At 32.6% G+C, this 13390-nt stretch carries 12 protein-coding genes; 6 read left to right on the top strand and 6 right to left on the bottom strand.

What is annotated here, in order from left to right; translation table 11 throughout:
- Positions 1–114 precede the first annotated feature (114 nt).
- Positions 115–468: a hypothetical protein gene (locus GSY47_RS18300; protein WP_179003919.1), complete on the bottom strand. Its 354-nt coding sequence runs from the start codon at positions 466–468 to the stop codon at positions 115–117.
- 225 nt (positions 469–693) lie between these two features.
- On the opposite strand from GSY47_RS18300, the gene GSY47_RS18295 reads away from it, so the two are divergent.
- Positions 694–1398: a porin family protein gene (locus GSY47_RS18295; protein WP_179003920.1), complete on the top strand. Its 705-nt coding sequence runs from the start codon at positions 694–696 to the stop codon at positions 1396–1398.
- On the opposite strand, the gene GSY47_RS18290 is transcribed toward GSY47_RS18295, so the two are convergent.
- Complete coding sequence (locus GSY47_RS18290; protein ID WP_246611352.1) at positions 1393–1998, bottom strand: hypothetical protein; 606 nt, start codon at positions 1996–1998, stop codon at positions 1393–1395. The genes GSY47_RS18295 and GSY47_RS18290 overlap by 6 nt on opposite strands.
- Positions 1999–2130: 132 nt before the next feature.
- Here GSY47_RS18290 and GSY47_RS18285 point away from each other — a divergent pair, with 132 nt between their 5' ends.
- The 4 genes from GSY47_RS18285 (at position 2131) to GSY47_RS18270 (ending at position 6804) form a co-directional block, all read left to right on the top strand.
- Positions 2131–4602 (top strand): bifunctional UDP-N-acetylmuramoyl-tripeptide:D-alanyl-D-alanine ligase/alanine racemase, encoded by a 2472-nt coding sequence (locus GSY47_RS18285; protein WP_179003921.1) that lies wholly within the window; start codon positions 2131–2133, stop codon positions 4600–4602.
- Positions 4603–4670: 68 nt separating this feature from the next.
- Positions 4671–5048: a large conductance mechanosensitive channel protein MscL gene (gene mscL, locus GSY47_RS18280; RefSeq protein ID WP_179003922.1), complete on the top strand. Its 378-nt coding sequence runs from the start codon at positions 4671–4673 to the stop codon at positions 5046–5048.
- A gap of 176 nt (positions 5049–5224) precedes the next feature.
- Positions 5225–6214: an aspartate-semialdehyde dehydrogenase gene (locus GSY47_RS18275; protein WP_219071499.1), complete on the top strand. Its 990-nt coding sequence runs from the start codon at positions 5225–5227 to the stop codon at positions 6212–6214.
- Positions 6215–6402: 188 nt separating this feature from the next.
- Positions 6403–6804 carry an SMI1/KNR4 family protein gene (locus GSY47_RS18270; protein ID WP_179003923.1) on the top strand — a complete coding sequence of 134 codons (402 nt, stop codon included), beginning with the start codon at positions 6403–6405 and terminating at the stop codon, positions 6802–6804.
- A gap of 98 nt (positions 6805–6902) precedes the next feature.
- Here the strand turns inward: GSY47_RS18270 and GSY47_RS18265 are convergent, their stop codons facing one another.
- The 3 genes from GSY47_RS18265 to GSY47_RS18255 form a co-directional block, all read right to left on the bottom strand.
- On the bottom strand, positions 6903–7220 hold the full coding sequence (locus GSY47_RS18265) for a 2Fe-2S iron-sulfur cluster-binding family protein (RefSeq protein WP_091490641.1): 318 nt from the start codon (positions 7218–7220) through the stop codon (positions 6903–6905).
- A gap of 195 nt (positions 7221–7415) precedes the next feature.
- On the bottom strand, positions 7416–7655 hold the full coding sequence (locus GSY47_RS18260) for a NifU family protein (protein WP_057116000.1): 240 nt from the start codon (positions 7653–7655) through the stop codon (positions 7416–7418).
- A 75-nt stretch (positions 7656–7730) separates the two neighbouring features.
- A complete protein-coding gene (locus tag GSY47_RS18255) occupies positions 7731–8861 on the bottom strand; it encodes an Mrp/NBP35 family ATP-binding protein (protein ID WP_109191476.1) in 1131 nt (376 codons plus the stop codon).
- 420 nt (positions 8862–9281) lie between these two features.
- Between GSY47_RS18255 and GSY47_RS18250 the strand changes: the two genes are divergently transcribed.
- Positions 9282–10880, top strand: a complete 1599-nt coding sequence (locus GSY47_RS18250) for a L,D-transpeptidase family protein (protein WP_179003924.1) — start codon at positions 9282–9284, stop codon at positions 10878–10880.
- Positions 10881–10950: 70 nt separating this feature from the next.
- Here the strand turns inward: GSY47_RS18250 and GSY47_RS18245 are convergent, their stop codons facing one another.
- Positions 10951–13380, bottom strand: coding sequence for an ABC transporter permease (locus tag GSY47_RS18245; protein ID WP_179003925.1), 2430 nt, complete (start codon positions 13378–13380; stop codon positions 10951–10953).
- Between the last annotated feature and the right edge of the window lie 10 nt (positions 13381–13390).

Here is a 13390-nt window from a genome sequence, read left to right as displayed (position 1 = left end):
AAAATAAAACCAACAATAAAGCATTCTGATCCCGATTATAGAAACAGGATTAGAAAACTCAATGTTTTTTGAATTTGAATTAAAAGAAATGTGATTTTTTCGAAAAACGAAAACTTAAGAAACTATAGTAACAGGAGGACCTCGTAAGAAATAGGAGGTAATTGAAACGGAAAAAATCTTCTCTGAAACAGGAAAGAAATAGGGAGTTTCTCTATCAAAAGAATGAAATTGAAAGGAGAAATCCTGCGGGATAACAAATGATTCAAAAGCAAAATGACAAACAAAACAAACATCATAATCATGATGCTGATGTGTTATTTCTCCATTAGGATCATTGTAATTATGATGACACTGCTTTTCTGAAAGCTGTTTTACAATATGCTCATAACTATGTATCGACTGAAACAATATTGAGAACAATATTGTGACAGCAAACGAAAGACTTAATATGAGCTGCTTTTTCTTCATTTCCAGCAAAGGTATAAAACATAAAAAGAAAATTCATTTATTTTTTGGCTCTTCCGGTCGATTTATTGAAAAATATGCAGCAATTAATTTTATTAGCAAGTAAAATAAGAATATTTGTATTTCTTAGCACTGCTAAAAAAAGCATTATAGTATATTTGTATATGAAATAAATAAGTGCAGCAATGCGTTTATTTTAAAATCCTCTTTTAAAACCAACTTTACGATATGCGAATTATTTTTAGCTGCCTGTTTTTACTCACTTTTTTTAGCTCTTTTGCACAAGAAGAGGTTAAGCCTGAAGTAAAACCAATAGTAAAAATAGATTCTTTGTATCGAGAAGACCAATTTTATTTTTCTGTAACTTACAATATGTTTACCGATATTCCGATTGCTTTCAAACAGAATAAATTCTCTTTAGGGCTTTCTGGAGGTTTTTTGAGAGATATGCCAGTTAATAAATCAAGAACGATTGCAATAGCTGCAGGTTTAGGATTGAGTTATCAAAACTATTATCAAAACTTAACCATTTCTCAAGACGGAGCAGGTAATATTATTTATGGTGTAAACGATTCTGGGCAATTTGTTTCTAATCGTTACAGACAATATTCTGTAGATCTTCCGATAGAGTTTAGATGGCGTAATTCAACTTATGAAAGTACTAAGTTCTGGCGTATTTACGGAGGTGTGAAATTGAGTTATGTGTTCTCCGATTCTTCCATTTTAGATGACGGCGAGAAAACGTATCGAATCAATAATAATGCAGCTATTAATAAATTTCAGTACGGACCATATCTTGCTGCAGGATATAATACTTGGAATGTGTATTTGTATTACGGTTTAAGTCCGTTGTTTAATTCGGCAACCACTTTGTCTGGAGAAAAAATCAATATGAAGACCTTAAATGCGGGATTGATTTTTTATATTTTATAACCATAAGTATAAAAACAATAGCTGAGGCATTATTCCAACAAACAAACCAATTAATATTTCTCTAGACGTATGTGCATTCATTTCTAAACGCGATGATGCTACAACCCCCGACAATAAAATCAGTAAAGCCGGCCAGTACGGATTATGCATTTGAAGATGAATGTTCAAACCGATTACAAAAATGGCAAAACCGCAGATAGCAACCATGTGCAGACTTGCCTTTATTTTAAAAAGAGTAAAAACTAAAGCAAGAATTGCACTGAATAAAGCTCCTAGAAAAAAGAAATGAAGCTCTGGATAACGAATAATTACAATGCTTCTTTTTACCAATAAAATATACAAAAAACACTGTAGAATTAACGGAATAGTACGTTCTGAAGTTTGACTGAGCATGATCGTTTTTACATGGCCAGTTGATTTAAGTAACAGATAAAACAAGATGGGCACAATTACATTAATCACCAAAATCTGTAATAAAACAAAGTATTTTTCTTGTGTGCTAAAAAGGTCTCCTTTACAGAACAAATAAAACAAAGTGGCATACAACGATATAAAAATCGGGTGTAATATATAAGAGAAAAGTGGAAGTATTTTTTTCAAAACGCGGAAATTTGTGTGTAAAAACAAATATACAGAAATATAAACAACGAAGCTAAAAGGCTTTATTTTTTAAGAAAATCACAACTCTTTTCTATCTTTAATATCTTAATTTTGAAAAAAAGATATTTCTAAATGAGCCTAAATTTAAAAAGCCTGATTTCAGTTCTTAACGCCAAATGGATTGGTTTGGAAACTGATGTTTTCATTGATCATATTTCGATAGACAGCCGTTCTTTGCAAAATGGCTCTCAAACTTTGTTTTTTGCTTTGGCTGGCGTTAACAACGATGCTCATTTATTTATTCCCGATTTAATAGAAAAAGGAGTTCAGAATTTTGTGGTGCAATACATTCCCGAAGGACTGTCCGGTAAAGCTAATTTTCTTGTTGTAGAAAATACACTGGATGCATTGCAGGAATTTGCAGCCTATTACAGAAACCTTTTTCATTTTCCAGTTATTGGATTGACAGGAAGTAACGGAAAAACCATTGTAAAAGAATGGCTTAATTTTTTATTGAGTCCTGACTATAATATTATAAGAAGTCCTAAAAGTTACAATTCACAGGTTGGCGTGCCACTTTCGGTAATTGCCATTAACGAAAAACACAATTTAGGGATTTTTGAAGCTGGAATTTCGACAGTAAACGAAATGGCAAAACTGGAAAAAATCATTAAGCCTAATATTGGTGTTTTAACAAATATTGGTTCTGCGCACGATGAAGGCTTTTTAAATTTAGTGCAGAAGATTGACGAAAAACTGCTTTTGTTTAAAGATTGCCCGATCATTATTTATCAAAAAACCGAAATTGTAGATTCATGTTTGACGCAGTTTGTAGCAGAATATATGATGCATCCGCGAAAGCTTTTTTCATGGAGTTTTACCGATAAAACGGCAGACGTTTTTATTCTGAAAAAAGAAAGTAAAAATGATCACACGTTTATTCAATATCAATATCAGAATGAAGTTTTTGATTTAGAAATTCCGTTTAGCGATTCGGCTTCTATAGAAAATGCTATCTCGTGCTTGTTGGTTTTATTGCATTTTAATTATGATCAAGCCACCATTCAAAGCCGAATTGAGATGCTTTATCCAGTTAGAATGCGTTTAGAAGTGAAAAACGGAATTAACAATTGCAGTATAATCGATGACAGCTACAGTTCTGATTTTCAATCTCTCAAAATTGCTTTGGATTTCTTAGAGAGTCAAACAAAAAAAGGTGCTTCAAAAACGGTTATTTTATCAGACATTTTCCAAAGCGGATTTTCAAATGAAGAATTATATTCAAAAGTAGCGCAGTTAATTGCCGATAATAAAATTAATCGTGTAATTGGTATCGGAGCAACCATTTCTTCATTTGCAGCTAAATTTCCGAACAGTAGGATGTTTCAAAACACAGCTGATTTTATTGAATCAGTTGAAAGTTTGAATTTTCAAAATGAAACCATCTTAATAAAAGGAGCAAGGTCATTCGAGTTTGAAGAAATTGTTTCGCTTCTAGAAGAGAAAACGCACGAAACAGTTCTGGAAATTAATCTGGACGCCATTAGTCACAACTTTAATTACTTTAAATCAAAACTGGCTCCAAATGTCAAAATGATGGTAATGGTAAAAGCTTTTGGTTATGGAAATGGAGGATTAGAAATTGCAAAATTATTAGAACATCATAAAGTAGATTATTTAGGTGTGGCTTTCGCCGATGAAGGAATATCATTGAAAAATGGCGGAATAAAACTGCCTATTATGGTTTTAAATCCAGAATCTACCAGTTTTCCATCGATAATTCAATATCAATTAGAACCTGAAATTTACAGTATAAAAGGGCTGAATGCATTTTTGAAAATTGCCCGAGATAAGAAATTAAAAAATTTTCCAATTCATATCAAAATTGATACAGGAATGCATCGTTTAGGTTTTGAAGAAAATACAATTGAAGAATTGATTGAAACTTTAAAAGGAAATTCAACTGTTCGTGTTCAAAGTATCTTGTCGCATTTGGCTACAAGTGATGATCCGAAATATTATGATTTTGTCCATAAACAAATTGCGTTATTCGAGAAATTGTCTTCGCGTTTAATGAATGAATTAAATGTAAACCCAATCCGACATATTTTAAACACTTCTGGAATAAGCAATTTCCCGAATTCACAATACAATATGGTGCGTTTAGGAATTGGTTTGTACGGAGTTTCCAATGATCCGGCAGAACAAAAATATTTAGAAAACGTTGGGACTTTAAAATCGATTATTTCTCAGGTTCGTGTTATCCCTTCGGGAGATAGTGTAGGTTATGGACGTCGATTTATGGCAGAGAAAGAAACTAAAATTGCCACCATTCCGATTGGTTATGCAGACGGAATTTCAAGATTATGGGGAAATGAAGTTGGATTTGTAACGATAAAGAATCAAAAAGCGGTAATTGTAGGCAGTGTCTGCATGGATATGCTAATGGTAAATGTAACAGAAATTGACTGCAAAGAAGGTGATCCAGTAATTATTTTCGGCGAAAGCCCAACGGTTATTGAGATGGCAGTGGCTTTAAAAACAATTCCATACGAGATTATGACCAGTATTTCACAAAGAGTAAAACGGGTATTTTTTAGATAATTTTAAGAAATTTCAAGAAAATTACGTATTTTCGGGATTCACTTATTATAAATATAAATAGATACGATATGGGATTTTTTTCAGAATTTAAGGAATTTGCAATGAAAGGCAACGTAGTCGATTTGGCTGTCGGTGTAATTATTGGAGCAGCTTTTGGTAAGATCGTCAGTTCATTTATTGAAGATGTAATTACGCCATTGTTGTTAAAACCAGCTTTAGATGCTGCGAACTTGTCGACAATTGAACAATTAACCGCTTTTGGAGGTGTAAAGTACGGATTGTTTCTATCGGCAGTAATTAACTTTATTATCGTTGCTTTTGTTTTATTTCTGATTATTAAAGCGATGAACCACGCTAAAAAGAAAGATGTTGCGCCACCGCCTCCAGCTGGACCAACTCAAGAAGAATTATTGATACAGATTAGAGATTTATTGAAAAATAAATAAAAATATAATACCGCTACACTAAGTCTAACTTAACCGCCTTCTAAAGAGGCGGTTTTTTTACAAAATGTTTGTTTTGTAACATTTTGTTATTTTTTGTGAATCACCTTGCAGAGACTTTTATTATACTTACTTTTGCCTTACTAAATTAGATTATTGAATTATTTAAAAATATAAAAATGAGAATTGCAGTCGTTGGTGCTACCGGAATGGTTGGCGAAGTAATGCTTAAAGTTTTAGCGGAAAGAAATTTTCCTGTTACAGAATTAATTCCTGTTGCTTCTGAAAGATCAGTAGGAAAAGAAATTGAATATAAAGGAACAAAATATAAAGTAGTTGGTTTACAGACAGCAGTAGATATGAAAGCAGATATTGCCATTTTCTCTGCCGGAGGAGATACTTCTCTAGAGTGGGCTCCAAAATTTGCTGCTGCAGGAACTACTGTAATTGATAATTCATCTGCATGGAGAATGGATCCTACTAAAAAATTAGTAGTTCCAGAAATCAATGCTGCTGTTTTAACTAAAGAAGACAAAATCATCGCTAATCCAAACTGTTCTACAATTCAGATGGTGATGGCTTTAGCGCCTTTGCATAAAAAATACAATATCAAAAGAATCATTGTTTCTACTTACCAATCGATTACAGGAACTGGTGTAAAAGCGGTAAAACAATTAGAAAATGAGTACGCAGGAGTTCAAGGTGATATGGCTTACAAATATCCAATTCACAGAAATGCAATTCCTCACTGCGATAGTTTTGAAGATAACGGATACACTAAAGAGGAAATGAAATTAGTTCGTGAAACTCAAAAAATTCTTGCTGATAATACGATTAGAGTTACGGCTACAGCCGTTCGTGTTCCTGTTGTAGGCGGACATAGCGAAGCAGTAAATGTTGAGTTTACTAATGATTTTGATGTAAACGAAGTTCGCGAAATTTTACACCATACAGATGGTGTAACGGTACAAGATAATTTAGATACCTTTACTTATCCAATGCCATTATATGCAGAAGGTAAAAATGATGTTTTTGTTGGAAGAATTCGTCGTGACGAAAGCCAGCCAAATACTTTAAATATGTGGATTGTTGCTGATAACTTAAGAAAAGGTGCTGCCACAAACACGATTCAAATCGCTGAATATTTAATTCAAGCAGGTTTGGTATAATCTGAGATTAAATAAAATTGTTATAAAGAGAAAACCGTAATTGCAGTACTGTGATTACGGTTTTTTTGATTAATTATAGGTGTATAATTTTACAAGGAACCCGACAGGTTTTCAAAACCTGTCGGGTTTAACAATGTGGTTAATCAATTTAAGGTTACTTTTGTTAGATTAATATAAATTAAAAATTTATGCCGTTTCCAGTAGATGCCAAATATATAATTGAAGCCGAAGAACAATTAGAGGTTCAATTTCCGCCTTTATTCAAAGAAAAAATGATAAAGGAGAATGGAGGAGAGGCTGCAACAGAATATGATGATTGGAATTTATATCCTTTTTTTGATCAGACTGATAAAAAAAGAATAAGCAGAACTTGTAATCATATCGTTTTAGAAACGAAACAGGCGAGAAAATGGAATAACTTTCCCTCCACAGCAATTGCTATTGCAAGCAATTGCTGCGGCGATCAATTAGTTCTTATTCCGATGGATAATGACAGCAAAAAGTTGAGTGAATCAATTTACTTCTGGTATCATGAAACTGGAGCATTGGAAAAAGTGGCTGAAAACATAAAGGAATTAATAGCGGAATAAAGATACTTTACATAAGAAACCCGACAGATTTTTAAAATCTGTCGGGTGTGCATATAAATAGAAAAAGCGAGAATCAAAAATTCTCGCTTTTTTATATTTTAGTATTCTGGAGCCAATTCTAACTCCAATCCTTCTAAATCTTCAGTAATTGGAATTTGACACCCTAAACGACTATTAGACTTTACATAAAATGCTTCAGAAAGCATTGCTTCTTCATCGTCTCCCATTTCTGGTAATGCAACATCATTTAGAACATAACATTGGCAGGAAGCGCACATGGCCATTCCGCCACAAGTTCCTTCAACAGGAAGTTCGTATGCTTTGCATAACTCCATTATATTCATTGCCATATCAGTAGGAGCCTGTAATTCGTGTATAACTCCTTCTCGATCTTTAATCTTTATTAATACATCCATTTTTTAGTATTGGAATTTTATTTTTAGAATTTGAAAACGTGTTCAAATTCTTATAATTAATTTTAACTTTTCGATTTCTGTTTTTGGCTTATTATAATGCAATATCAATGAAAAAGACTTTCGGAAGCATTAATTCTAAATGCCAGAATTTTTATCTAAATGCGGAAAACACAAAGTCGAAAACAATTAAATTGTTTACATGATATTTACCACAGTTTCAATTTGTGGTGCATATTTTTTTATTGTGGTTTCAACTCCGGCTTTCAAAGTCATTTGATTAACGCTGCAGCTAATGCAAGCTCCTTCTAAGCGAACTTTTACATGTTTATCATCTTCAATCGAAATCAATGAAATATCTCCACCGTCTGATTTCAAAAATGGTCTTATCTCGTCTAAGGCCAATAAAACATTATTTGTTAATTCTTCTGTTGTCATAATTAATGTGTCAATTGTGAAAATGTGTCAATTAGATAACTATCTCCTTGACGTATTATCTCATTATCTAATTATTTAATTTTTTTTAACTGCTGAACAACCCGCCATAGTTGTAATTTTAATGGCTTCAGTTGCTGGTAAACTTTCGTTTCTGTTTACGGTTTCCTGCACCACATTACGAGTAATTTCCTCAAATACTTTTTCTATTGGTGAAGCAGTTTGTAATGCTGCCGGACGACCGTAATCTCCAGCCTCACGAATAGATTGTACAATTGGAACTTCTCCTAAAAATGGAACTTCTAAATCTTGTGCCAAGTTTTTAGCACCTTCTTGTCCAAAGATATAATATTTATTTTCAGGTAATTCTTCTGGCGTAAAGTATGCCATGTTTTCAATAATTCCTAGAACAGGAACATTGATATTATCCTGCATAAACATTGCCACTCCTTTTTTAGCATCTGCTAAAGCTACGGCTTGTGGCGTACTTACTACTACCGCTCCGGTAATAGGAAGTGACTGCATGATAGATAAGTGAATATCTCCAGTTCCAGGAGGTAAATCAAGAAGCATGAAATCCAATTCTCCCCAATCTGCATCAAAAATCATTTGGTTTAATGCTTTTGCAGCCATTGGACCTCTCCAGATTACTGCTTGACTTGGAGCAGTAAAGAATCCGATAGAAAGCATTTTGATTTCGTAGCTTTCAATAGGTTTCATTTTTGATTTTCCGTCAACTGTGATAGAAACTGGTTTTTCGTTTTCAACATCGAACATAATCGGCATTGAAGGACCATAAATATCAGCATCCAAAACACCAACTTTAAAGCCCATTTTTGCAAGCGTTACCGCTAAATTTGCTGTTACAGTAGATTTTCCTACTCCACCTTTTCCAGAAGCAACAGCAATAATATTTTTGATTCCAGGAATTGCACGACCTTTAATTTCAGGTTTCTCTGGAGATTCTACTTTAATATTTACTTTAACTTTTGCATCAGGAGATATTAATTCGTGAATTGTTTTCTTAATATCGTCTTCTGCTCTTTTTTTGATGTGCATTGCAGGAGTATGCAATACAAGGTCAACAACAGCTTCATCGCCAAAAGTAATCACATTGGTTACAGCGCCGCTTTCAACCATATTTTTTCCTTCTCCAGCAATAGTAATGGTTTCTAATGCTTTCAGAATTTCTTTTCTATCTAGTTTCATTGTAATTGGGCTATTTTTCTATTCTTAGAAATCAGTTTTTTAAAGATTATACTTATTTAAACCGAATTCAGGGTGCAAAGATAACAGATTAAGTTCGGAATTAAGCGATTTTGAATTGTAATTATTGATATAGAGATTATTCAAAATTATGTTAGAATGATTTTTTAGACATTTTTAGCTTAAATTTTACTCTAACAATTCTAATTATAACAAATTTTTAGTTTGAAGTGTATTTATGTTTTTGTATAAAATTTCTTCCTTTTTAAAAAGGATTCTCATAAAACTTCGCTATATTTGAGTACCCAAATTGATGGTTTCCAGTTATTAAAAAAGTATGTGAAAACTTATTTTTCCGGAATCTTTATTGGGTTTTCCGTATTTTTTTCAAAAGTTATTTTCTATCACTTAAACTTTAAAAATATGCGAAATTTTACTTTTTCTACAATTATTATTGCAGTCAGCTTTTTTGCATTTTCATTTCATTCATTTCCAGTCAAAACAAAAAGCAAAGAAGCATCAATAAACACTAAATATGTTACTGCAATTACTATCGATGCAGCATCGATAAACGCTTTCTTTAAAAAATATCCCAAGCTCAAAAAATATCAGAAAGACGTTGAGGATCTTTACAAAACCAAGCAATACAAATCGATTTGGTATGATGATAAAAGCATCACTGAATTTGGAGCATTATTGTATCAGAAAGTAAATGTGCTCAAAGATCAGGGGATCAACAGTGAAATGCCTTATAAAGAGGTGATTGATCAGGCATTTAATGAAAGTGATAACATTGAACCGCCTCAATTGGATACCGAATTACTCTTAACCAGCATGTATATTTTTTATGCGAGCAATGTTTATTCTGGCGTAGATCCCGCTACTTTAAAGAAAATAGGATGGTATTTGCCTGCTAAAAGTATTTCGTATTCTAAAATTTTAGATTCTTTACTTGTCGATGCCAATCGATTAAATGAAGATGATAATCTTATGTTTAGCCAATATTATAAACTGAAAGATGCCTTAAAGAAATTCCGTAAAATAGAAACCGACAATCTTTGGCAGAAAATTACGATTGACAGTCTTAATTATAAAGACTTAAGACCAGATGATACTGCCGTTGCCATAAAACAAATTAGAAATCGTTTGTTTGTGGAGGGAGATCTTAAACGTGATTCTCAAAGCGATATATATGATGAGGAGTTAATGGCCGGAGTTTTAAATTATAAAAAACGATACAATCTTAAAATAAATTATGCCATAACGCGAGATCACATCAATCAAATGAATGAACCAATTGGCAAAAGAATTAAAACCATAATGCTGAATATGGAAAGATGCAGATGGATTCCGACCAATTTATCCAAAGCCAGCGAATATGTAATGGTGAATATTCCGTCGTTTAGAATGTTTTATGTGAAAGATGGAAAATATGCGCTCGTTTCGGATATTTTTGTAGGGAACAGACTCAGTGAAACCGTAATATTTAGCGGTATGATGGATAGAATTGTTTTCAGTCCGTATTGGTATGTGCCAAACAGTATTATTCAAAACGAATTGAAGCTCCAGATCGCAAGAGATAAAAATTATCTAGCAGATCATAATATGGAATGGAACGGCGGGAAAGTAAGACAGAAACCAGGGCCTAAAAACTCATTAGGATTGGTGAAATTTATGTTTCCAAATCCAAATGATATTTATATGCACGATACGCCAGCGAAGAGTTTGTTCGAGTTTGAAAACCGTACTTTTAGTCATGGCTGTATTAATGTAAAAGAAGCAAAAAATCTGGCATTGGCTATTTTAAAAGATGATCCAGACTGGCCGGTAGATAAAATTGATAAAGCGATGAGCGGTGAAAAAGAAACAACTTGTATGTTGAAACATAAAATCCCAGTTTATATAGGTTATTTTACAGCTTGGGTTCAGGATAATGGCGAAATTAACTTTTTCCCAGACGTGTATAGCCGAGACGAAAGTTTGGATAAACTTCTTTATTCAGATTCTGTAACCATGAAATAAATAAAAAATAAAAAACCCGGCAGATTTAAAAATACAATCTGTCGGGTTCTAAAAAAAATGGTCTACAAGCTTATTCGTATTTTAAATATTTTAAAACGTCTATTTTGGTTACCTGAAATGCTTTCGTTAAGACAATTAATAAAGTCAGAAACAAAAGTGAGATCAATGCAATACCAAAAGGAACGGATGATATTCCAATTCTAAAAGCAAAATCCTCAAGCCATTTTTGTAATAATATATAAGCAGGAACAATCCCGATTCCAAATCCTATCAAACAGAAAATAATATACTGTTTTGATAATTCTTTCAATAAAATATCAGTTTCTGCTCCTAATGTTTTTCTAATGGCTATTTCTTTCAATCTTCTCTCCATCGAAAATGATGCCAAAGCGAACAATCCGAAGATTGCAATTATAATTACGACCAAATTTAAGATAAAAAATAGGTTTTTTTGCTTGATTTGCTCTTCATAAGTTTTTGCAAAACCTTTGTCAACAAATTGATAGTCAAAAGGATAATCTGGATTTACGTTTTTCTCCCAATATAATTTCAATTTTTCTAACGTTTCTGTTAAATTATCTGGAGAAACCTTTACCAGCACATTATTAAAGTTATTCCATTTTAAAGTGCTCAAGTTTATAAAAACCATTGGAGGAATTTTATTTTGCAACCCCATTAAATTGAAATCTTTTACAACTCCCACAATTTTAAATTTCAGATTTCCGTCGCCTATACTCCACCCAGAAGTTATGATTGTATTAACTGGGTTTTTCAGGTTTAATGTTTTAGCAAGTGTTTCATTGATTAACATACTGCTTACGGTGTCAGAAGCGAATTGAGGAGACAAATCACGTCCTTTAACTACTTTAATCTTCATCATGTCAAGGAAGCCATAATCCATTTCAATATTTTTTGGCTGTACAAAAATGCCATTATGTGTAAATCCAGAACTGGAACCGCTGTTGTTTCCAAAAGTGCCTGCAAAAGTAGAAACATTTACAACTCCTGATATTTTCTGTATTTCTTGTTTTGCAATTAAATATTCTTGTGTTCTTTTACTTCTGTCTATCGTATTAAAAGGAATCGAAATTACTTGGTCGCCACTAAAACCAAGATCTTTATTCATCATATAATCTACTTGAGAATTTACAATCAGTGCTCCGATAATAAAGAATGCGGCAACTCCGAATTGAAAAATTAGCATGGAATTACGAATCCAGATACCGCTTTTACTTCTTGAAAAGTTACCTTTTAAAACTTTTAAAGTTTCGAAATTTGAGATATAAATGGCAGGGAAAATACCCGCAAGAATGATTACTAATCCAAATATTAAAATGAGCTGCAGGTAAAATTCACTGCCATTCATAGTCAAAGTTTTCTTCAAAAAAGTGTTGTAATAAGGTAAAGAAAGCTCTACAATTGCTAAAGCAAACAAAATCGCTAGGGTAACAATTATTGCAGTTTCAAAAATGAACTGTCTGATAATTTGGCTTTTTGAAGCTCCTACAATTTTGCGAACGCCAACTTCTTTAGCACGTTTAATAGCAGAGGCAGTTGCTAGATTAATATAGTTAACCAATGATAAAACTAAAATCAGGATAGACAAACCAACCATGATATATAAAAGTTTCAAATTACCAATTCCTTCAGGAAAATTTTGGCCTCCAGAGCTTTTTGTACCATGTAAACGAGCTGTTTTTAATTGGTCAATAATAACTTTAATTTCACCATTTTCTTTTACATATTGTTCTACAGTTTGTCCGCTTTCTTTGGCATCTTTTAATGTTCGGTTGACAAAATTTACATTTTGCATTTTCTTTAAAACAACATCTGGGCTTGCGCCGTCTTTAATTTTTACTAATAAACCGTAATTAAAATTTCCCCAGCTATTTGCGTCGCTATCTTTTCTGATACCGCTAAAAACATACGATGGTTCAATAGAAGAAGGTGTGGTAATACGATAAACAGCCTTTACAGTAAAAGTTAAGTTGTTGAATGAAATGGATTTACCTATAGGATCTTCATTCTTGAAAAGAAGTTTTGCTTGTTCATCAGAAATAGCAACACTATTTTTCTCTTTTAAAATGTTTTGTTTAGCGCCATTTACGATCTCAAAAGGAAAGAAATCAAAGAAATTCTCATCTGAAATCATAATATCTTTCACCAGTAATTTTTGCCCCTGATATTTGATGATATCTTCATCATACCAGCTATTAAAAAAGCATACTTTTTCAATCTCGGGGATTGTAGTTTTACAAGTTTCTCCAAACGGAATCGAATTTGATGCCCAGATATCTCCCGTTGCTCCAATTTTATTCAAGACTTGATAAATCTTTTCTTTTCCTGGATTCCATTGATCATAAGCATGCTCGTTATTCCAATATAGAATAGCAAAAATGACAGAAGCAATTCCGATGCTGAGTCCTAAAACATTTAAAAACGAAAACAATTTGCTTTGTCTTAAATGATATATAAATATTTTAAACCAGTTAAAAATCATTTTGATGTAT

It is taken from the genome of Flavobacterium quisquiliarum (genome assembly GCF_019308285.1).
Taxonomy (GTDB): domain Bacteria; phylum Bacteroidota; class Bacteroidia; order Flavobacteriales; family Flavobacteriaceae; genus Flavobacterium; species Flavobacterium quisquiliarum.
The sequence above is the reverse complement of the archived record's forward strand: the minus strand, read 5'-3'. Positions and strand labels throughout refer to the sequence as shown.

Bases quoted from the DNA above. Each gene is read 5' to 3' on its own strand.
- GSY47_RS18300 (WP_179003919.1), bottom strand. From the start codon at position 468: ATGAAGAAAAAGCAGCTCATATTAAGTCTTTCGTTTGCTGTCACAATA.
- GSY47_RS18295 (WP_179003920.1), top strand. From the start codon at position 694: ATGCGAATTATTTTTAGCTGCCTGTTTTTACTCACTTTTTTTAGCTCT.
- GSY47_RS18285 (WP_179003921.1), top strand. From the start codon at position 2,131: ATGAGCCTAAATTTAAAAAGCCTGATTTCAGTTCTTAACGCCAAATGG.
- mscL (WP_179003922.1), top strand. From the start codon at position 4,671: ATGGGATTTTTTTCAGAATTTAAGGAATTTGCAATGAAAGGCAACGTA.
- GSY47_RS18275 (WP_219071499.1), top strand. From the start codon at position 5,225: ATGAGAATTGCAGTCGTTGGTGCTACCGGAATGGTTGGCGAAGTAATG.
- GSY47_RS18270 (WP_179003923.1), top strand. From the start codon at position 6,403: ATGCCGTTTCCAGTAGATGCCAAATATATAATTGAAGCCGAAGAACAA.
- GSY47_RS18265 (WP_091490641.1), bottom strand. From the start codon at position 7,220: ATGGATGTATTAATAAAGATTAAAGATCGAGAAGGAGTTATACACGAA.
- GSY47_RS18260 (WP_057116000.1), bottom strand. From the start codon at position 7,655: ATGACAACAGAAGAATTAACAAATAATGTTTTATTGGCCTTAGACGAG.
- GSY47_RS18255 (WP_109191476.1), bottom strand. From the start codon at position 8,861: ATGAAACTAGATAGAAAAGAAATTCTGAAAGCATTAGAAACCATTACT.
- GSY47_RS18250 (WP_179003924.1), top strand. From the start codon at position 9,282: ATGCGAAATTTTACTTTTTCTACAATTATTATTGCAGTCAGCTTTTTT.
- GSY47_RS18245 (WP_179003925.1), bottom strand. From the start codon at position 13,380: ATGATTTTTAACTGGTTTAAAATATTTATATATCATTTAAGACAAAGC.